Source organism: Neopararhizobium haloflavum, assembly GCF_002750855.1.
GTDB classification, from domain to species: Bacteria; Pseudomonadota; Alphaproteobacteria; order Rhizobiales; family Rhizobiaceae; genus Georhizobium; species Georhizobium haloflavum.
This window is the reverse complement of sequence record NZ_NWUC01000001.1, coordinates 716,774-734,161: the sequence shown is the minus strand read 5'-3', so window position 1 is coordinate 734,161 and position 17,388 is coordinate 716,774. Positions and strand designations below refer to the sequence as shown.

Here is a 17,388-nt window from a genome sequence, read left to right as displayed (position 1 = left end):
GCGGCTTACCGGCGCCGGGAGAGCCTGTCGAGCGCGATCGATTTGATCAGCACGTGGACGGGCTTGCCCGCGCCGAGTTCGAGTTCGGCGATCGCCATGCGCGTCACACGGGCCCTGACCGCATTGCCCGCCACGTCGACCAACACCTCGGCATAGGCGGTCTGGCTCTCCTCGGCGATTTCGCGCACCGTTCCTTCGAGACAGTTGCGGATCGAAATGCCGTGCGGCCGGGCAGTGGCCAGCGAGACGTCCCGCGCCCGCAGCCGAAGCCGCACGGCCTCGCCGACCTTGCCGGATAGCTCCGGCACCCAGATGGCTTGGCTTCCCAGAGCAAGCCGCGTCATCATGAAATGACTGTCGTGACCGGCAACGGTCGCATCGAGGAGGGTGCCGGCTTCGAAACGCCCTGTCAGCGGTCCGAGATCGAGCCGCGCAAGCGTCTCGTCCGCCGCCCCGCGCGCAGCCACCCTCCCCTCGGACAGAACCACGATATGGCTGGCAAGCTGCGCCACCTCCTCAACGGCATGGGTGACGTAGATGATCGGGATGCCGAAGCGCTCCGGAAGGGCCGCGATGTAGGGAAGGATTTCGCCCTTGCGCCTGCCGTCGAGCGCCGAAAGCGGCTCATCGAGGAGCAGAAGACGCGGACGGGCAAGCAGCGTACGCCCGATCGCAACCCGTTGCTTCTCTCCGCCGGACAGTGTCGCTACCGATCGCTCCAGCAATGGGCCGAGATCAAGGGCCTCCACCACGCTCGCAAATGTCGGGTGGCTGGCAATGCGGCGCGATCGCCGGTCTGCAAAGCGCAAATTGCCCGCTACACTCAGATGCGCGAAAAGACGCGCTTCCTGAAAGACATAGCCGACTCCGCGCCGTTCCGCCGGGATCGCAAAGCGCGCCGTGTCATCGAGCCAGACTTCGCTGTCGAGAGCGATCCGGCCCTTTGCACGCGTTTCCAGGCCCGAGATGATCCTCAACAGCGTGCTCTTGCCGCACCCGGAATGGCCGAAAAGCGCGGTTATGCCGTCCAGTTCCAGATCTTCGCGCAGGGTCAGCCGAAAATCGTTGAACGTGATGTCGATGTCGAGTGACAGCCGCGCCATGATCAAAGCGTCTTCATCGGCATGCGGCGGTTGATCGTGTAGACCGCGAGCAGCACCGCGAAGGAGAACGCCATCATGATCGCCGACAGGACGTGCGCCTCGCCGTAGCGCAGCGTCTCGACGTTCTCGTAGATGGCAATGGAGATGACACGGGTTTCACCGGGTATGTTGCCACCGACCATCAGCACCACGCCGAACTCGCCGATCGTGTGGGCAAATGTGAGCACGATCGCCGTGAGGAAGCCCCGCGCCGCCAGCGGGGCGGCGACGGTGAAGAACCGATCGAGCCGGCCGGCCCTGAGCGTGGCGGCCGCTTCCAGCGGCGCGCGCCCCACCGCCTCGAATGCGCTTTGCAGGGGCTGCACCATGAACGGCAGCGAATAGAAGACGGACGCGACCACGAGCCCGGTAAAGGAGAAGGTCAGCGTGGTGTCGGTAATGCTCAGCCAGAATGCGCCGATTGGCGCGCGCGGGCTCATCAGGATCAGAAGATAAAAGCCGATCACCGTGGGAGGAAGGACGAGCGGAAGGGCCGTCAGTGCCTCCGCGAAGGGTTTGATTCGCGATCTTGTGTGCGCAAGCCACCAGGCAAGCGGCGTGCCGAAAATAAGCAGCACGGCCGTCGCCGTCGCGGCCAGCCGCAAAGTCAGGAAGATGGGACCGGCATCAGGCAAGGTCATCGATCACGATAAGCAAGACAGACCCCGCAATACCCTAATCGACGTCGTAGCCATAGGCGCGGATCGTCTCATGCGCTGCATCCGATCGCATGTAGTCCAGAAACGCGCGCGCCGCCGTGTTGTCGCGGCCGCGCGCGACCAGCACGGCATCCTGCCTGATCGGCGAATAGAGATCACCGGGCACGTCCCAGCGACTTCCCGGCTGATCGTTTTCCGGGCTGAGGACATAGGAAAGCGCGACAAAGCCGGCCTCGGCGTTGCCCGTCGCGACCATCGCATGGGTCTGGCCGATGTTCTCGCCAAGGACGATCCGGCCCTTCATGGCATCCCAAAGGTCGAGCGCCTGAAGCGTCTCGCGCGCAGCAACGCCATAAGGCGCAAGGTCCGGATTTGCCATCGCCAGTGCGCGAAACGATCCGTTGGCCAGATAGTCGCCGCCGTCGTCACCGATCGCCGCGGGATCGGGGCTCCAGAGCGTGATCCGGCCGATAGCGTAGGTAAAGCGCGTGCCTTCGACAGCGCCGCCTTCCGCCTCCAGTCGCTCGGGGCGCTCCTGATCGGCCGCCAGGAAAATGTCGAACGGGGCACCGTTTGCGATCTGCGAATAAAGCTGGCCCGTCGAGCCGGTCACGATCGTCAGTTCGTGGTCGCTCGACCCTTCGAAATCGGCGACGAGGACCTCAATGACTTCGGTGAAATTCGCCGCAACCGCGAGTGAAGCCTCCTCCGATTGAGCGGGACCGTTCTGCGACAGCACGCCTGCAAGCGTCAGCAGTCCCACGCCGAGACCCCACTTCACCATGCCGACCATCGCTCCCTCCCGATCTATCCACTCAAACATATCGGACCATAGATCATGAAACGGCAGCGTCGACAACCGTTATTTCCGATTGGACATATCGGACAACAAGGCTTCCAGCGCGTCGATGTCGCGTGCACTGCCCGCCCTCGCCTGAGCCTCGATCGATCGATAAAGGCCAAGCACGCGCAGGCCGGTTTCCGTCAACACCGCGCCGCCATGGCCGGCGCCGCCCTTCGATGTTTCGACCAGCGGTTCGGCGAAATTGCGGTTCATCGTCTCGATCAGCAACCAGGCCCGCTTGTAGCTCATCTTCATGCGCCGGCCGGCCGCCGCGATCGATCCAGTATCGCGTATGCCCTCCAGAAGATCGGCTTTGCCGGGACCCAGCGCGATGTCGGGGCCGAGCTTCAGGCGAATGCGAAGCGTGAAGCGGTCACTGGCTGTCTTGGTCATCCGGCGGTGATCCCTCCATCAACGTGAATGGCCTGACCGGTGAGGAAGCTGGATGCGGGCGACGCGGCGAAGATGACGGCGTCCACCACCTCCTCGACACGGGCGAGACGCCGCATGGGAATACCGCGCGCAAGCTTGTCGAGATCGGGATTGCCGGCGGAAATGTCTTCCGTCACCATCGCGGTGGGTGAAAAGGTCGGGCACACGCAATTGATCCGCACCCCGTGGCGCGCATTTTCCAGCGCGGCCGATTTGCTGAGACCGACGACACCGTGCTTGGCGCCCGCGTAGACGGCAAGCCCCGCAGCGCCGATGACGCCGGCGATGGAAGCCATGTTGACGATCGCCGACCAGGAACCGTTCGCCGCGAATTGCGCGCGCATCTGCGGTATCTGGTGCCGCATGGCGAAGACGACGCCCGTAAGATTCACCGCCATGATCCGCTCTGCTTCGTCCACGGGTGTCTCGTGCAGCGGTTTGAAGGCACTGGCAATACCGGCATTGTTGATGGCGACATCGAGCGAGCCGAAGCGCTTCACCGCTGCGGCGACCAGGTCGCGCGCGGTTTCGTCCTTTCGCACGTCACCGGCTTGTGCCACGCAGTCGGCATCGATTTCGGCTGCCAGTGCGTCAAGCGGCTCGATCGAAAGATCGGAAAGGACAAGCCTTGCGCCCTCCCCGGCAAACCGCCGGGCAAGAGCTGATCCGAAGCCACCGGCCGCACCGGTGATGAGGATGGTGCGGCCCTCGAACGGACGCGTCATGGCTCAGCCCTCCTCGCGCACGACGCGCATCGCCTCGGACGCGATGAGCGGGATGGCCCGGCCCATTTCGCGGGCCCGACCGGGGTTGGATGCGTTGCCGTCCACGGCCCGTTTGAGGACGCCCTGAAGGATGGCGCCGAGCCGAAAGAACGCGAAGGCGAGATAGAACGGCCAATTGTCGATGCGCGCGATGCCCCGCCGCTCGCAATAGGCTTCGACATAGGCCTCTTCCGAGGCAATCCCGGCGGCCGCACGATCGACGCCGCCGAGCCCCTTGAAGGTGCTGTCATGCGGCAGGCGCAGCTGCATGCATTGATACGACAGGTCCGCGAAAGGATGGCCGAGGGTCGACAGTTCCCAGTCCAGAACGCCGAGGATTGCAGCGCTGTCACGGGCCAAGATCATGTTGTCCATTCGGAAGTCGCCGTGGACCAGCGCAACCTGCCCGTCATCGGGCGGCATATGCTCGCCCAACCAGGCTATCAGCGCATCCATCTCCGGGATCGGATCGATGGCCGACAGACGATATTGCTCCGACCAGCGCCTGTACTGGCGTTCGAAATAATTTCCGGGCCGCCCGAAATCGGCAAGCCCGACATCTTCCAGATCGACGTCATGCATCGCGGCCATGACCGCATTCATCGACGCATAGATCGCGCCCCGATCGGCCTTGCTGAGTTCCGGCAGCGCCGGATCCCAGAAGATACGCCCGTCGAGATGTTCCATCACGAAGAACATCCGCCCGATCGGGCTGTCGTCGCCGGACAGATAAAGAACTTGCGGCACCGGCACGTCGGTCGCCGCCAGAGCGCGCATCACGCGATATTCGCGGTCCACCTGATGCGCCGACTTCAGCAGTTGCCCCGGCGGCTTGGCACGCAGCACGTATCGCCGCGCATCCGTTGCGATCATATAGGTGGGATTGGACTGGCCCGTATCGAACTTGCGCAGTTCGGTGATACGACCGAACCCTTCGATCTCTTCGCGAAGCAGCGGCTCGAGCTTGTTAATGTCGATGACGTCGCCTGCAGCCTCGGCCATCATTGGAAATCCTTGAACAGCCGGTTGGTGTCGTGCGCGGACATGCCCCCGTCCAGCGGCAGGATCGCTCCGGACACATAGGCGCCGGCCCTGGAGCACAGATAGAGTGTGGCACCCGCGATGTCGTCCGGCGAACCGATCCGGCCGAGCGGCACCCCCTTGCCGACAATGTCGGCCTTGTCGTCGGTCCCGGTGGCAAATGCCGTCATCTTCGACTGAAACGGGCCTGGGGCAAAGGCATTGACGGTGATGCGTCGCGCCGCGAACTCGTTGGCGAAAATCCGGGTCAGATGATGCACGGCCGCCTTGGAGGCCGAATAGGAATAGGCCCCGTCGGCAAGCGGCACGGTTCCCATGACCGAGCCTAGGTTGATGACACGCGCCGGGTCGTCATCCGTTGCCGCCGCATCCAGAAGCGGCAGCAGATCGCGCGTCAGCGTGAAGAGACCCGCAACGTTGACGTTCATCACCTTTTCCCACGCCGAATGGGGAAAGGTCTCCAACGGCGCACCCCAGGAAACGCCGGCATTGTTGACGAGGACGTGCAAGCGATCGCAGCGTGATCGAACCGCATCGACGAGCGCGCCAACGCCCTCCGGCGTGCCGACATCGCCGGCAAATCCATCCGCCTGACCCGGCGCGCCCGACTGGTTGAGCGCCTCGGCCACGGCGCGGCAATCCTCGCCCTTGCGCGAGGCGATCAGGACCTTGGCGCCGCCATTGACGAGCGCGCTCGCCACCATCCGCCCGATACCTGTCGCGCCCCCCGTCACCAGCGCCGTCTTGCCGGCAACCGAGAACAGCTCCTCAAGATAGTTCATGCAATCCTCCACTTCCTGCACTGAAGGTGTAAGTGGCAAGGCGCGCTGTGGCTAGTGCGGCGGCACACCTGCCCCCATCGCATCGTCCCCATGCACTCCCCATTGGACAAGTTGCCCTCGCATGTGGTTGTTGCTTCAACGAGGATTGGAAGGAGATGGACACAATCATGACCACGATGGATCTCGGCATGACGGATCGGCTGAAGCCGATTCACGAAGCGGTAGCGACGATGGTCCGTGAGGAGATCATCCCGCTCGATGAGGCGTTCTTGTCGGAAGTCTCGAAGGGAGACCGCTGGACCTATACTCCGCGCCAGACCGAGATTCTCGAAGGCCTGAAGACCAAGGCCAGGGAGCGCAAGCTCTGGAATTTCTGGTTGACCGACAGCGCACGCGGCTACGGCTTGTCGACCGTCGAATACGCCTATCTCGCCGAAGAAATGGGCAAGGCGCATCTCGGCGCCGAAGTCTTCAATTGCTCGGCCCCGGACACCGGCAACATGGAAGTGTTCGAGCGATACGGCACCGATGCGCACAAGGAGCAGTGGCTGACGCCGCTTCTCGCCGGACAGATTCGATCCGCCTATCTCATGACCGAACCCGATGTCGCGTCGTCGGACGCAACGAACATCGCGATGCGCTGCAAACGCGACGGCGACGACTATGTGCTGAACGGCGAGAAATGGTGGGCATCCGGCACCGGCGATCCGCGCTGTGCGGTCTACATCGTGATGGTCAGGACCGGCAGCGACGAGGAGCCGAAGCACAAGCGCCATTCGATGATCGTCGTCGACGCCAGGACGCCGGGGATCGAGAAGCTGAGACCGATGCAGGTTTATGGCGAAGACGACGCGCCGCACGGTCATTGGCACCTTCGCTTCACCGATGTGCGTGTCCCTGCCCGCGACCTGCTGCTGGGCGAAGGCCGCGGCTTCGAGATTTCGCAGGGCCGGCTCGGACCCGGCCGCATTCACCATTGCATGCGCGCCATCGGCAATGCCGAGCGTGCGCTTGAACTGATGTGTCAACGTGCACTGCGCCGCGAGGCGTTCGGAAAACGGCTGGCGGATCTCGGCGCGAACTTCGACATCATCGCCGAATGCCGTTCCGACATCGAGATGGCCCGCCTGCTCTGCCTCAAGGCGGCATGGATGATGGACCAGAAGGATCCGAAGGCTGCGGCCCCCTGGATCAGCCAGATCAAGGTTGTCGCGCCGAACGTCGCGCTCAAGGTCACCGATCATGCCGTGCAGATGTTCGGCGGACAGGGCATCTCGCAGGACACGCCCCTTGCAAGGATGTGGACGCATCTGCGCACGCTGCGCCTTGCCGACGGGCCTGATGCGGTGCACCGCCGCCAGGTGGCGCGCAACGAACTGCGCAAATACACGCAGGAGAAGGTTTAATGTCACGGGCAATCGTCTGCAGGGAGTTCGGGCCGATCGACCAGCTCGCCTATGACGAGATCGACCTGCCCGCGCCCGGCCCGAACGAGGTCGTCATCGCGAGCGAAGCCGCGGGCGTCAATTATCCCGACGGCCTTCTGGTCAAGGGCCTTTACCAGGTAAAGCCGCCAACGCCCTTCGTGCCCGGCATGGAAACCGCCGGAACGGTCGTGGCGACGGGCACCGACGTCAAGACGGTTTCGGAGGGCGACCGGGTCGTCGCCCTGCTGCAGCACGGCGGCTATGCCGAGCGGGTCCTAACCGACGCACGCAATGTCATCCGCTTGCCCGACGCCATGCCGGCGGCGGATGCCTGTGCGTTGTTGTGCGCCTACGGCACAGCCCATCACGCCCTCAAGCAGCGCGCCCAATTGTGGCCCAAGGAAACGCTCGTCGTTCTCGGCGCTGCAGGTTCGACGGGTCTCGCCGCGGTCCAGATCGGCAAGGCGATGGGCGCGCGCGTAATCGCCGTTGCATCGAGCAAGGAAAAGCGCGCGCTTGCCGCGGAGAACGGTGCCGACGAAGCCATCGGCTACGACAACCTGAAGGATGCGCTCAAGGAACGAACGGACGGCAAGGGCGCCGACGTCGTGTTCGACCCGGTCGGCGGCGATGCCTTCGACGCTGCCAGCCGGGCAATGGCCCGCAATGGCCGCCTGCTTGTGGTCGGCTTCGCCTCGGGACGGATACCCAAGCTCGCCGTCAATCTGACGCTCGTCAAGGAATACAGCGTCGTCGGCGTCTTCTGGGGCAATTTCACCGCGCGCGAACCGGACCTTTTCTCCGACAACATGCAGGAGCTGTTCGCCTGGCATGCCATGGGCAGGGTGCGCCCGCACATTGAGGGATCCCATCCCCTCGCCGACGCACCGAACGTCCTGGAACGCATTCTCGATCGCGGCACGATGGGCAAGTCGATCCTCGTTCCGTAATGATGGTTTGACCCGTTAAGCGTGGTCGCTCCAGCCCGCAGCGTTACATAAGCATATGTGGAACAAGTCCCTGACGGCCGCGTTGTCTGTGCAACGTAACGGAGACGCGGCATGGCGATCAGGGAAACGGTTCAGGAAACTACCAGCGACGTATTCGAAGCGGCCGAAGATCGTCTTGGCGCGCTTGCTGACAAGGCATATGAGAGCAGCCGTGACTACGCCGAGACGGCGGTGCGCGAGCAGACCAATGCCTTCAAGCAGTTCTGCAAGACAATCGTGCGGGCGCTGCGTACCGGCGGCGGCGAATTGCGCCAGGAGGGCTACGCAACCGTCGCAGGCTTCGTTGACGATGTCGCCGCCAAGGCAGACGACATGACCGATCACATCGATGATTTCGACATGCGTTCGACGACCGAACGCGTCGAGGACTTCGTGCGTGAGCGTCCGCTTGTGGCGTACGGCGCCCTTGCGATCGCCGGCTTCCTTGTCGCCAACACCCTGCAGAGCGCCTCTACGCATCGCCATGAAAAGCAAGCCCGCGTGACGCAGGATCCACCTCGCCGCGCTGCAGGCAGGACGGGTGCGAAACAAGGCACGGCAGCGCGCACCCGCGCCAGGTCAACGACCAAGGCGTCGGGCTGATCAGCGCCGCTTGACCTTAGTCAAGTCGTCGACGCGCGTGTTTCGGCATACGGATCCATGATGAACACACCGACCATATTCGACACTCTGCGGTCCCTGCTCGAGGACAGTCTGGAGCTCGTTCGCAAGGAAATCGAACTCGCGCGCACGGAAGTCCAGGAAAAGCTCGGTCAAGTGCAGCAAGGGCTGACATTCGTCTTCGCCGGCCTTCTGCTCGTCGCCGTGGCGATCTTCCTGCTGGCACAGGCATTTGTCGCCTGGTTGGCGATCTACCTCGGACCGGCCGGCGCTGCGCTCGTCACGGGCGGCGTTGTCCTCGTTCTGGGGTTCATCGCGCTCTATGTCGGCGCATCCTATCTGAAGGCAAAGAACCTGAAACCGGTGCGCACCATCCGTGCCACCACCGAAAACGCTCACCGATTGAAGGAGACGTTCCATGACAAAATCCAGTGAACGCATCGAAGAAGAAATCGACGGCATCCGCGAACGCATGCGCACCCGCATGGACTCGGCTGCCAAGGAATTCTCGCCGCGCGCAATTGCCGCCCGCATGACAGGCAAGCAAGACCCCTCGACGACAGAGATCATCGACTGGGCCGTGTCGAAAGCGACATCCAACCCCATCGCGACGGCTCTCGTGGCGGCTGGGCTGGTGGGATTTGCCACGCAGACAAATGAGCGTACGCGCGTCGCATCGCGCCGGCAACTCGACGACGGCGCCCGCCGGGTTCGCGGCTATGCGAGTTCGGCACGCGATGCCGTCAGGGGTTATGCGCACGATGCGGCCGATATTGCCGTGGAAAAGGCCGATGACGCCCTGCACTATGCCCGCGAGACAGGCGATAACGCCGGCCGCGCGATCAGTCGTGGCGCCCATGACGCGGAACTGGCGGCGCGCCGCGCTGCGGAACGCTCCCGCGAAGTCGGCCGCGAGGGCACCGAATGGGTCCGCCGCAATCCGACAGCCACCGGCCTCTTTGCCCTGGCGCTCGGTGCGGCAGCGGCGTCGGTGTTTGCGGCACGGCGCAAGGATGACGTGGTCCTCCATGCGCTCGGCTACGATGAGCCCGCCCCGGCACCAAAATCCGGCACGAAGCGCAAGCCATCCACTGCAAAGACCGCTGGTGCATCCAGTGGAGCCGCCAAGTCCAAGGCAAAAGCAAAGCCCGCCGCAGGCAAGAAGGCGGCCGCTTCGAAGTCCAGCACCGCGACGCAGAAGCGCAAGGCAGCGGCATCGGGCGCAAAAGCCACAGCGGCAAAGGCGCGCGCGACCCGCGCCACGAAAGGTCCGAGCAAGGCGGCTACCAAGCCAGCTGCGCCGGCCACCACGACGAGCCCAGCGGCTGTCACGACGACCTCGGCTCCCGGCAGCGACACTGCCGTGCACTGAGCGGCATCATGCCTGACTTGGCAAAGAAAGAACGCCCGGCCCGTGTGCCGGGCGTTTCTTTTGCGCGATGATGTGAGGATCACGGAACCGGCGCCCGGACGGGACGTTTTACTCCCACAAGCGAGGCAGACTGCTTCGCACAATAAGAAGGAGCCGATCCATGAATTGGGACATCGTCGAAGGCAAGTGGAACGAATATCGCGGCAAGGTCCAGCAGCAATGGGGCAAGCTGACCGATGACGATCTCGACCGGGCAAAAGGGCGCCGCACCGAACTGGCCGGCCTGGTTCAGCAACGCTACGGGTTGGAACGGGACGAGGCAGAGCGCCAGGTCGATGAGTGGATTGCGCGCCACTGACGCCGGACAGGTATCCCGAGTTAATGAAACGCCGCGTTGTTAGCGCGGCGTTTTTTATGGATCATCCGCCTGCGAAAAGCCGCATCCCGGCAAGAACGGCAACGACGAGCGCCAGGAGCACCAACCCCGACCGCCAATAGGACGCTGGTCCCCACGGGCGTGGTTTCGGCGGATCGGCGGGGGTGCGAAAGGGTCGGTCGGGCTCGGTCATCGTGCAGGCTCCAGCGGGGGATCATCCTGGCGCAACCCGCCAGCATACGGATGGTTCCCGGCCCCTCGCACATTCGGGTCAGGGCGGTCCAAGCAAAAGCCGGATGCGGCAACAGATCGGTTGCCCCACCCGGCTTCTCTTTTTGACCTGCAGAGATTGTCAGGCTGCGGACTTCTTGTCCGACTGGCGATTGAAGAACAGCGCCTGACTGATGAGGGCACGAACCATGTCCGGCTGGAACGGCTTCGTTACCAGGAAGGCGGGCTCCGGACGCTTGCCGGTCAGGAGCTGCTCGGGATAGGCGGTGATGAAGATCACCGGCACGTCCGTCTCTTCCAGAATATCGTTGACCGCATCGATGCCGGAACTGCCGTCGGCGAGCTGAATGTCCGACAGTATGATGCCCGGCTTCTTCTTCGCGAACAGAGCATTGGCTTCCGTGCGAGTGCGCGCGATACCGGTCACGGTATGGCCGAGATCGAGAACCAGATTCTCGATGTCCATCGCGATCAACGGCTCGTCCTCGATGATCATCACGTCGGTCGCGACCTGCTGGGCGATATCCCGGGAAGCCTGAACGAGGAGATCGGAGAATTCCTGTTCACTCATGCTGAGAATCTGCGCGCCTTCCGCCTTGGTGAAGCCTTCGACGGCGACCAGGAGAAACGCCTGGCGCGGCAGCGGCGCGATCAATTGCAGGTTATGGTCGCTCTTGTCCGTTCCTCCGATCCCGGAGAAAGGGGTGACGTTGACATCTATCGACTTCCAGATCGTCGCGAACGTCTTGTAAAGACCCACCTTGACGTCGCCGTCGCGAGGAAAAAGGTCGACATCGGCAATCAGGGCTTCAAGAACCGCGGTGACATAAGCATCGCCGCTGGCCTGCGAACCGGTAAGCGAACGGGCGAAGCGCCGCAAAAATGGAAGATGCGGAGCAAGCTCGGCAGCTAGAGACATAAAGGAACTCCCTCGAATGGACGTGCGATTTCGACTATTTAAGCGCGTCACGCGAGAAAAACTATTAGCAGGAAAAAAAGTTCCGAACGCATGGAACTTTTTTGAAAGCCGGGCGTTTTCAAAGCGGTTTACTCGGGGCTGAAAAAGGGAACCCAACCAGTTATGAGTGCAAACGATACGGAGGACGCCGGCGGCGGCGCCCATAATCAGCATCAGCCGCTGGAGGACCTCTCGTCTTCGCACATCGGCAAGCGGCTGAAGTCCATCTACGACGAAATCGTCAGCGAGCCCGTTCCGGACAAATTCACAAGTCTGCTGGAAAGCCTGGAACGTGCTGAGAAGGGTCGCTCGAATGGGTAGCAGCGATCAGAGCGATCAGGCTGATTCCTCGCATTTCAGAAAAGATCTCCTTGCCGTCGTACCCAACCTTCGCGCCTTCGCGATGTCGCTGATCGGTTCGTCCGACAGGGCGGACGATCTGGTGCAGGAGACGTTGATGAAGGCGTGGGCCAAGCAGTCGAGCTTCGAGCACGGCACCAATCTCAAGGCGTGGCTTTTCACCATCCTTCGCAACGAATTCTACACGCAGATGCGCAAGAAGGGCCGCGAGGTGTCCGATGCGGACGGCATGCATGCTGCAAAGCTTGCCGGTCATCCGGAACAGATGGGCCATCTCGATCTGCAGGACTTCCGCAAGGCCCTCGAACGCCTCCCCTCCGACCAGAAGGAAGCGATCATCCTTATCGGCGGCTCGGGCTTTTCCTACGAGGAAGCGGCGGAGATCTGCGATTGCGCCATCGGTACCATCAAGAGCCGAGTCAGTCGCGCCCGCGCCCGCTTGGCCGAGCTGATGAACGTCGATAGCGAAGACGAGTTCGGTCCCGATGCGGTGACGAGGCAGGTGATGACAGGCGGATCGAAATCCATCGCCTGACACCGGACTTCACAAATGCAAAGGAGCTGGCCGCGCGCGGTCAGCTCCTTTTTTGCAGCATCTCTGAAACGACCTGCTTCAACCTGTCGAAATGATAGGGCTTTTCGAGGTAAGGCACGTCAGGAAACTCGCGCGCCACCTCGTCAGGCTTGGCATATCCGGACGTGAACACGAAAGGAATGCCGCGCTCCTTGATCTGCTTGGCGAACTCGATCGAGTTGCCATCGCCCAGCGAAAGATCGAGAACGGCAAAATCGAACGGATCGGCGCGGTTCAGCGACTCCAGAGCTTCGACCAGGTCCTGCAGGATGATGACGCTCGTCGCACCGAGCTCGAGCAGCGCCTGCTCAGCCTCGTAAGCGATCAGAAACGCGTCTTCCAATATCAACGCCGTCAAGTTGGACAAAGGGCCGCCACCCTCCCCGGAGGAAATCATTTACAAATTTACCCAAAGCAAGAAAATCAAGTGCCGGTCTAGCTACCATCGACAGCGGCGTCATTTAACTATGACATAGCTGAATGGCCGCGCAACGGCAGCTTGCGGACGATGCCGCGCGTCGTTCGTTTGATCGAAGCTCATCACATTCGGTGATGATCACCATGACATCGGTCATGGCGACGCGCCTGTATTTCGCGACTTTGTGGCAGCATTGCGCAGTTGCGGGTGCGACATCGAAAAAACTGGCGCGCGCGACGCCGCGTGTTAAGAGTTGCAAAGGCCGCACCGGAGATCCGTTGCGGGCGGTAAGGGACTTGGCGGGCGGATACGATGGCGACCACAATCAAGAGCGCAGCCTCAACGGCGATGAGCGCGGCCGTGCAGCGATTGGCAAGCAACGTTCTTCTCAACGAGGAGGAGGTCGAGTTCTTCGAACAATTGCAGGTCAACCGCGTCGCCTATCGTCGCGGCGAGGAGTTCGTGACCGACGGCGAGGATTTTCGCCTGAGCTTCCTCATCCGCGACGGTTGGGCGATCAAGTACAAGATGACGAAGAGCGGCCGACGCCAGATCATCGGGGTCTGCCTGCCTGGCGATTTCATCGGCTTGCACATCAACTTCCAGCGACGCTCGATCTATTCGGTCGCTGCGCTGACGGATCTGGAAGTCGCGATCATCGAGCCGATCCGCATCCTCGAAGTCTATCAGAAATACCCGGTTCTGGCTTCCGGGCTCGACTGGATGACGGTGCGCAACTTCAATATCCTGAGCGAGCACAACGTCTCTCTCGGGGCGCGTCCGGCCAGCCAGCGGATCTTGCACTTTATTCTGGAAATCTGGTGCCGTTTGATGGTGGTCGGCGCTGCGGACGACAGCGGCTTTCGCATGCTCATGACACAGGAGCAGATCGCCGATACGGTGGGTTTGTCGCTGGTTCACACGAACAAGAACCTGCGAAAGCTGCAGCGTGAAGGCTACATTTCTGTCGACAACGGCTTCATCACGTTCAATGACAAGCGAAAGGCCGTGGAGTTCGCCGATTTCGACGAGCGCTTCCTGGAGCAGTTTCAGACCCGGCGGCTCATCTCTGCGCAGATCGCACCGCGCGAAACCGAAGAGGACGAACTGGCCCGCATGAAGGCAAGCACTGGCGCGCCTTCCAAGGTGGCCGTAAAGAAAGGCGCCTGAGAGGAGAAGCCGGGCCCATCGGACCCGGCTTCCAAGTCAAGCCAGCCTCAGCAAGCCGCTTCGTAACGGCGACCGTAACGGTCTTCGTAGATGCAGCGGTTGTTTTCCTGAGCGCGTCCGATGAGCGCGCCGCCGACTGCACCGGCCGCACCACCAATCAGGGCGCCATCGGTTCCACCAACAGCGGCACCGACCGCTGCGCCACCGGCTCCGCCAAGCACGGCGCCCTGCTGGGTCTGCGTGCAGGCAGCAAGCGGAAGAATGAGAAGGACGGCTGCGATAGACTTTTTCATAATTATATTCCCATGAATGATAGAGTAATGCGGATCAACCGCGGTTCGTGAGGCAAATCCGGCGGGGCCGGCTCACCTGCCGCCCTTCACGGCAAGCGCGCTCGCATTTTTATTGGTTTGCCGATGCGCGCAGGATGACGGCCTCCTCGCCATCCTCGTAAGCTCTTTGCGAATATTCGACGTGTTCCTCCAGTTGCTGCTTGCTGAAAGTGGTATGGATGGCCTGCCAATCGCCGCCCTCGCGGCGCACGCTCAGATTGTCGAGGCCAATCGCCACCGGCTTGGCGCCGAGCCCGAGAAAGCCGCCGACGTCGATGACGAAGGCTTCCAGTCGCTCGCCGTCACCGACCAGCACATCGGATACCTCACCGACGACATCATCATCAGCGCCATAAACGCGCATGCCGACCAGATCGTCGGCCGACAACGAGGCCTCTTCCAACGGCACGCGCTCCGGACCATTCTCCTCGGCGTAGGAAATAGCGTTCTCGTTCTCCCGTTCGCGCACCGCAGCGCGATCGAAGGATGGTGCCGCGGTCAGTTCCTCAACGGTGGCATTGATCACGAACCAGATATCGCCTTCCTCGTCCACCGCCCGGCTGATGCGATCGAAATCGACGGCCACATCCTTCTCGCCGACACCGAGGAAACCACCGACACCGACGACGACGGCTTCGGCGTCGCCATCTTCCGACATGACGATGTCGCGGATTTCGCCGACCATCTCGTCATCGTCGGCCGCGCCGGTATAAACCGTTTCGCCGATCAGAGACGTCGCCAGGACCAACCCTTCGCTCGGCTCGAAGAATCCTTCGATGCTTTGAAGTTCGCCTTGCGTCTCGTCGATAAAGATCGAGCCCGAGCCATCCCGCCCCTGCGCGGACGCGACACCTGCAGCCGCAAGAATGATGAGGGAGGTCGTCGATAGGCGGAACGCGGCGTTCAAACTGCTCATAATCCCCGTTGGCACGCACCGTTCACACGCGGTGGGAACGGAAGTCGCCGATGAAACCCACGAGGCAGCCAAATGGTTCCCGCCGAGCGCGAGAAATCCTTGGCGAAATCTACACGTTCCAAGTCAGTTCGTTAACGAGCTGTCGGTGTCTCGGCGACGAGTTCGGCCGGATCGGTCGACGCATAGAGAGAATCGGAAGGCACCACATCGACACGCAGATCGCCGCGCTCATCGAAATCCCATGCAACCACCGCGTCCTGCTCGAATAGCGCGGGATCGACGGCAGAACACTGGCCGTAGACAATGGGATGATTGTTGCTGGCGCCGCGCAGGACATGCTCCATGTCTCGCTCGCAAAGTTCAACGGTTTCATACCCAACAGTTGGCGCCGGCAATTCCTTGCAATCGATGTCGCCATGACCACAACCGATAAGCACCATGATAGCCGCAATGTGTTCCATTGGTTTGATCCTTTCGAACACAGCAACAATGAGGCCGGTGGCAGTTTGGTTCCCTGATCAAAAGCAACGATCACTCGAATTTGATTCGGGCCGCGCCTTACGCAATCGGGCCGATACTCGTTTTGGAACCGAAAGTATTCTTCCTGAGTTGTCGGGCCATGAAGAAAAAAGCAACATCCATCCTCGCCTTGGCTACGCTGGCGATCTGCGGCTTTTCCTATGCGAACGGGATCGGGTGGTCGGTCACGACCGACGCGGCCGCGCAAGATGCAGCAAGCGCGGCGGATGCCCGAGGCTCCGCCGTCGTCGCGATGTCACAGCGCCTGTCTGAGATGAACACGACGTGTGCCGCTGCGACGTGGCCGCAGATACCCGCGCAATGCTTGAGCGGATCCGGCTATTCGGGCGCTGACGGTACCGTGCGTACGATCGCGTTTGACTGACAACGCAGTGCGTGGCCGAGCGGCGCGAGACGCCGCCCGGCGTGGCAGTGACTGGTCCTATTCCGCCAGCTTGTCCGTAACGACGGTGGTATAAGCCCCCTCCGGCTCGCCGGTGATAGCCGGGTTGTCCGGTGAAACAGCGTTCAGCAGGGTCTGCACGGTCTGCTCGTAGGCTTCCATGTCGAGAGCAGCGCTATCGCCGACCAGCGCCGCGGCCTCCTCGACCTGATAGACCTGGCTTTCGAGCGTAAGAGCGCCCGACATATCGTTTTCCAGCACGATCTCGGCTGCTTCCTCGGGATTGGCCGCCGCATACTCCCATCCGCGCATGGAAGCGCGAACGAAGCGGACCATCTGATCGACGAATTCTTCATCCTCGAGACGATCTTCAAGGACATAGAGGCCGTCTTCGAGCATACCGACGCCTTCGTCGAGGAAGTTGAACACGGTCAAGCTGTCTTCCGGAATGCCGGCATCGAGGATCTGTTTGTATTCGTTGTAGCGCATCGTGGAGATGCAATCCGCCTGGCCCTGGATCAGCGGGTCGGCGCTGAAAGCCTGGCGCAGGACCTCCACACCTTCTTCACCCCCTTCGGTGGAATAGCCGAGCTTCGCCATCCAGGCGTAGAACGGATACTCGTTGCCGAAGAACCAGACGCCGAGCGTCTTGCCCGGAAAATCGTCGGTCGACGTAACGCCGCTTTCTTCCGAGCACACCAGTTGCAAAGCCGATCCCTGGAAAGGCTGGGCGATGTTGACCAGTTGCACGCCGCGCTCGCGCGCGGCCAGCGCGGCCGCCATCCAGGTGGTGATCACATCGGCGCCGCCACCGGCGATCACCTGCTCCGGCGCAATGTCCGGTCCGCCGGGATTGATCGTCACGTCGAGGCCTTCTTCCTCGTAGTAGCCAAGGTCCTTGGCGACCAGATAGCCTGCGAACTGCCCCTGGTTGACCCATTTCAGCTGAAATGTCAGCTCGTCCATCTCCTGCGCGAATGCCGTGCCTGCCCCGCAAGCGAGCAGGCTGGTCAGGATCGTGGTGGCGAGAAGCTTTTTCATTGTGCCATTCCCCTTTT

At 62.1% G+C, this 17,388-nt stretch carries 24 protein-coding genes; 10 read left to right on the top strand and 14 right to left on the bottom strand.

The window, feature by feature from the left end:
* Positions 1-5 precede the first annotated feature (5 nt).
* From modC to CN673_RS03745, 7 genes are all read right to left on the bottom strand, one after another.
* The gene (gene modC, locus CN673_RS03775) at positions 6-1,103 is read right to left on the bottom strand and encodes a molybdenum ABC transporter ATP-binding protein (protein WP_099864851.1); all 1,098 of its coding nucleotides are present in this window, start codon (positions 1,101-1,103) and stop codon (positions 6-8) included.
* Positions 1,104-1,105: 2 nt separating this feature from the next.
* Positions 1,106-1,783 (bottom strand): molybdate ABC transporter permease subunit, encoded by a 678-nt coding sequence (modB, locus tag CN673_RS03770; RefSeq protein ID WP_099864850.1) that lies wholly within the window; start codon positions 1,781-1,783, stop codon positions 1,106-1,108.
* 34 nt (positions 1,784-1,817) lie between these two features.
* The gene (modA, locus tag CN673_RS03765; protein ID WP_198585874.1) at positions 1,818-2,594 is read right to left on the bottom strand and encodes a molybdate ABC transporter substrate-binding protein; all 777 of its coding nucleotides are present in this window, start codon (positions 2,592-2,594) and stop codon (positions 1,818-1,820) included.
* 69 nt (positions 2,595-2,663) lie between these two features.
* On the bottom strand, positions 2,664-3,038 hold the full coding sequence (locus tag CN673_RS03760) for a winged helix-turn-helix domain-containing protein (RefSeq protein ID WP_099864849.1): 375 nt from the start codon (positions 3,036-3,038) through the stop codon (positions 2,664-2,666).
* The gene (locus CN673_RS03755) at positions 3,035-3,802 is read right to left on the bottom strand and encodes an SDR family NAD(P)-dependent oxidoreductase (protein ID WP_099864848.1); all 768 of its coding nucleotides are present in this window, start codon (positions 3,800-3,802) and stop codon (positions 3,035-3,037) included. The genes CN673_RS03760 and CN673_RS03755 overlap by 4 nt, the downstream gene beginning before the upstream one ends.
* Positions 3,803-3,805: 3 nt before the next feature.
* Positions 3,806-4,846, bottom strand: coding sequence for a phosphotransferase family protein (locus tag CN673_RS03750; RefSeq protein WP_370852999.1), 1,041 nt, complete (start codon positions 4,844-4,846; stop codon positions 3,806-3,808).
* Complete coding sequence (locus CN673_RS03745) at positions 4,843-5,664, bottom strand: SDR family oxidoreductase (RefSeq protein ID WP_099864847.1); 822 nt, start codon at positions 5,662-5,664, stop codon at positions 4,843-4,845. The genes CN673_RS03750 and CN673_RS03745 overlap by 4 nt, the downstream gene beginning before the upstream one ends.
* A 167-nt stretch (positions 5,665-5,831) precedes the next feature.
* Between CN673_RS03745 and CN673_RS03740 the strand changes: the two genes are divergently transcribed.
* The 6 genes from CN673_RS03740 to CN673_RS03715 all read left to right on the top strand — a co-directional run bounded on the left by CN673_RS03740 (position 5,832) and on the right by CN673_RS03715 (position 10,431).
* A complete protein-coding gene (locus CN673_RS03740) occupies positions 5,832-7,070 on the top strand; it encodes an acyl-CoA dehydrogenase family protein (RefSeq protein ID WP_099865060.1) in 1,239 nt (412 codons plus the stop codon).
* Positions 7,070-8,041: an NADPH:quinone oxidoreductase family protein gene (locus CN673_RS03735; RefSeq protein WP_099864846.1), complete on the top strand. Its 972-nt coding sequence runs from the start codon at positions 7,070-7,072 to the stop codon at positions 8,039-8,041. The genes CN673_RS03740 and CN673_RS03735 overlap by 1 nt, the downstream gene beginning before the upstream one ends.
* A 111-nt stretch (positions 8,042-8,152) precedes the next feature.
* The gene (locus tag CN673_RS03730; protein WP_099864845.1) at positions 8,153-8,683 is read left to right on the top strand and encodes a hypothetical protein; all 531 of its coding nucleotides are present in this window, start codon (positions 8,153-8,155) and stop codon (positions 8,681-8,683) included.
* A 60-nt stretch (positions 8,684-8,743) separates the two neighbouring features.
* A complete protein-coding gene (locus tag CN673_RS03725; protein WP_157928794.1) occupies positions 8,744-9,136 on the top strand; it encodes a phage holin family protein in 393 nt (130 codons plus the stop codon).
* Positions 9,120-10,073, top strand: a complete 954-nt coding sequence (locus CN673_RS03720; protein WP_099864843.1) for a hypothetical protein — start codon at positions 9,120-9,122, stop codon at positions 10,071-10,073. Before CN673_RS03725 ends, CN673_RS03720 begins: the two co-directional genes overlap by 17 nt.
* A 160-nt stretch (positions 10,074-10,233) precedes the next feature.
* A complete protein-coding gene (locus CN673_RS03715) occupies positions 10,234-10,431 on the top strand; it encodes a CsbD family protein (RefSeq protein ID WP_099864842.1) in 198 nt (65 codons plus the stop codon).
* Positions 10,432-10,492: 61 nt separating this feature from the next.
* On the opposite strand, the gene CN673_RS20840 is transcribed toward CN673_RS03715, so the two are convergent.
* Complete coding sequence (locus CN673_RS20840; protein WP_157928793.1) at positions 10,493-10,642, bottom strand: hypothetical protein; 150 nt, start codon at positions 10,640-10,642, stop codon at positions 10,493-10,495.
* A 159-nt stretch (positions 10,643-10,801) separates the two neighbouring features.
* Positions 10,802-11,599 (bottom strand): response regulator, encoded by a 798-nt coding sequence (locus CN673_RS03710; protein ID WP_099864841.1) that lies wholly within the window; start codon positions 11,597-11,599, stop codon positions 10,802-10,804.
* Between the two features lie 162 nt (positions 11,600-11,761).
* Here CN673_RS03710 and CN673_RS03705 point away from each other — a divergent pair, with 162 nt between their 5' ends.
* Positions 11,762-11,959, top strand: a complete 198-nt coding sequence (locus tag CN673_RS03705; protein ID WP_099864840.1) for a NepR family anti-sigma factor — start codon at positions 11,762-11,764, stop codon at positions 11,957-11,959.
* Positions 11,952-12,533, top strand: a complete 582-nt coding sequence (locus CN673_RS03700; RefSeq protein ID WP_099864839.1) for a sigma-70 family RNA polymerase sigma factor — start codon at positions 11,952-11,954, stop codon at positions 12,531-12,533. The genes CN673_RS03705 and CN673_RS03700 overlap by 8 nt, the downstream gene beginning before the upstream one ends.
* A 40-nt stretch (positions 12,534-12,573) precedes the next feature.
* Here the strand turns inward: CN673_RS03700 and CN673_RS03695 are convergent, their stop codons facing one another.
* Positions 12,574-12,939 carry a response regulator gene (locus CN673_RS03695; protein WP_157928792.1) on the bottom strand — a complete coding sequence of 122 codons (366 nt, stop codon included), beginning with the start codon at positions 12,937-12,939 and terminating at the stop codon, positions 12,574-12,576.
* A gap of 363 nt (positions 12,940-13,302) precedes the next feature.
* Here CN673_RS03695 and CN673_RS03690 point away from each other — a divergent pair, with 363 nt between their 5' ends.
* Positions 13,303-14,160 (top strand): Crp/Fnr family transcriptional regulator, encoded by an 858-nt coding sequence (locus CN673_RS03690; RefSeq protein ID WP_099864837.1) that lies wholly within the window; start codon positions 13,303-13,305, stop codon positions 14,158-14,160.
* A 47-nt stretch (positions 14,161-14,207) separates the two neighbouring features.
* Here CN673_RS03690 and CN673_RS03685 read toward each other — a convergent pair whose 3' ends face one another.
* From CN673_RS03685 to CN673_RS03675, 3 genes are all read right to left on the bottom strand, one after another.
* A complete protein-coding gene (locus CN673_RS03685) occupies positions 14,208-14,453 on the bottom strand; it encodes a YMGG-like glycine zipper-containing protein (RefSeq protein WP_099864836.1) in 246 nt (81 codons plus the stop codon).
* A gap of 109 nt (positions 14,454-14,562) precedes the next feature.
* Positions 14,563-15,408 (bottom strand): PRC-barrel domain-containing protein, encoded by an 846-nt coding sequence (locus tag CN673_RS03680; protein WP_099864835.1) that lies wholly within the window; start codon positions 15,406-15,408, stop codon positions 14,563-14,565.
* Between the two features lie 131 nt (positions 15,409-15,539).
* Positions 15,540-15,869: a hypothetical protein gene (locus CN673_RS03675; RefSeq protein WP_099864834.1), complete on the bottom strand. Its 330-nt coding sequence runs from the start codon at positions 15,867-15,869 to the stop codon at positions 15,540-15,542.
* A gap of 158 nt (positions 15,870-16,027) precedes the next feature.
* Here CN673_RS03675 and CN673_RS03670 point away from each other — a divergent pair, with 158 nt between their 5' ends.
* A complete protein-coding gene (locus tag CN673_RS03670) occupies positions 16,028-16,312 on the top strand; it encodes a hypothetical protein (protein ID WP_099864833.1) in 285 nt (94 codons plus the stop codon).
* A gap of 57 nt (positions 16,313-16,369) precedes the next feature.
* Here CN673_RS03670 and CN673_RS03665 read toward each other — a convergent pair whose 3' ends face one another.
* Positions 16,370-17,371, bottom strand: a complete 1,002-nt coding sequence (locus tag CN673_RS03665) for an ABC transporter substrate-binding protein (protein WP_099864832.1) — start codon at positions 17,369-17,371, stop codon at positions 16,370-16,372.
* Positions 17,372-17,388 lie beyond the last annotated feature (17 nt).

Excerpts from the sequence above, each read along its gene's own strand:
- CN673_RS03740 (WP_099865060.1), top strand. The coding sequence starts at position 5,832 with ATGACCACGATGGATCTCGGCATGACGGATCGGCTGAAGCCGATTCAC.
- CN673_RS03670 (WP_099864833.1), top strand. The coding sequence starts at position 16,028 with ATGAAGAAAAAAGCAACATCCATCCTCGCCTTGGCTACGCTGGCGATC.
- modB (WP_099864850.1), bottom strand. The coding sequence starts at position 1,783 with ATGACCTTGCCTGATGCCGGTCCCATCTTCCTGACTTTGCGGCTGGCC.
- CN673_RS03745 (WP_099864847.1), bottom strand. The coding sequence starts at position 5,664 with ATGAACTATCTTGAGGAGCTGTTCTCGGTTGCCGGCAAGACGGCGCTG.
- CN673_RS20840 (WP_157928793.1), bottom strand. The coding sequence starts at position 10,642 with ATGACCGAGCCCGACCGACCCTTTCGCACCCCCGCCGATCCGCCGAAA.
- CN673_RS03720 (WP_099864843.1), top strand. The coding sequence starts at position 9,120 with ATGACAAAATCCAGTGAACGCATCGAAGAAGAAATCGACGGCATCCGC.
- CN673_RS03715 (WP_099864842.1), top strand. The coding sequence starts at position 10,234 with ATGAATTGGGACATCGTCGAAGGCAAGTGGAACGAATATCGCGGCAAG.
- CN673_RS03760 (WP_099864849.1), bottom strand. The coding sequence starts at position 3,038 with ATGACCAAGACAGCCAGTGACCGCTTCACGCTTCGCATTCGCCTGAAG.
- CN673_RS03705 (WP_099864840.1), top strand. The coding sequence starts at position 11,762 with ATGAGTGCAAACGATACGGAGGACGCCGGCGGCGGCGCCCATAATCAG.
- modA (WP_198585874.1), bottom strand. The coding sequence starts at position 2,594 with ATGGTCGGCATGGTGAAGTGGGGTCTCGGCGTGGGACTGCTGACGCTT.
- CN673_RS03700 (WP_099864839.1), top strand. The coding sequence starts at position 11,952 with ATGGGTAGCAGCGATCAGAGCGATCAGGCTGATTCCTCGCATTTCAGA.
- CN673_RS03690 (WP_099864837.1), top strand. The coding sequence starts at position 13,303 with ATGGCGACCACAATCAAGAGCGCAGCCTCAACGGCGATGAGCGCGGCC.
- CN673_RS03665 (WP_099864832.1), bottom strand. The coding sequence starts at position 17,371 with ATGAAAAAGCTTCTCGCCACCACGATCCTGACCAGCCTGCTCGCTTGC.
- CN673_RS03735 (WP_099864846.1), top strand. The coding sequence starts at position 7,070 with ATGTCACGGGCAATCGTCTGCAGGGAGTTCGGGCCGATCGACCAGCTC.
- CN673_RS03685 (WP_099864836.1), bottom strand. The coding sequence starts at position 14,453 with ATGAAAAAGTCTATCGCAGCCGTCCTTCTCATTCTTCCGCTTGCTGCC.
- CN673_RS03750 (WP_370852999.1), bottom strand. The coding sequence starts at position 4,846 with ATGATGGCCGAGGCTGCAGGCGACGTCATCGACATTAACAAGCTCGAG.
- CN673_RS03755 (WP_099864848.1), bottom strand. The coding sequence starts at position 3,802 with ATGACGCGTCCGTTCGAGGGCCGCACCATCCTCATCACCGGTGCGGCC.
- CN673_RS03710 (WP_099864841.1), bottom strand. The coding sequence starts at position 11,599 with ATGTCTCTAGCTGCCGAGCTTGCTCCGCATCTTCCATTTTTGCGGCGC.
- CN673_RS03675 (WP_099864834.1), bottom strand. The coding sequence starts at position 15,869 with ATGGAACACATTGCGGCTATCATGGTGCTTATCGGTTGTGGTCATGGC.
- CN673_RS03725 (WP_157928794.1), top strand. The coding sequence starts at position 8,744 with ATGAACACACCGACCATATTCGACACTCTGCGGTCCCTGCTCGAGGAC.
- modC (WP_099864851.1), bottom strand. The coding sequence starts at position 1,103 with ATGGCGCGGCTGTCACTCGACATCGACATCACGTTCAACGATTTTCGG.
- CN673_RS03680 (WP_099864835.1), bottom strand. The coding sequence starts at position 15,408 with ATGAGCAGTTTGAACGCCGCGTTCCGCCTATCGACGACCTCCCTCATC.
- CN673_RS03730 (WP_099864845.1), top strand. The coding sequence starts at position 8,153 with ATGGCGATCAGGGAAACGGTTCAGGAAACTACCAGCGACGTATTCGAA.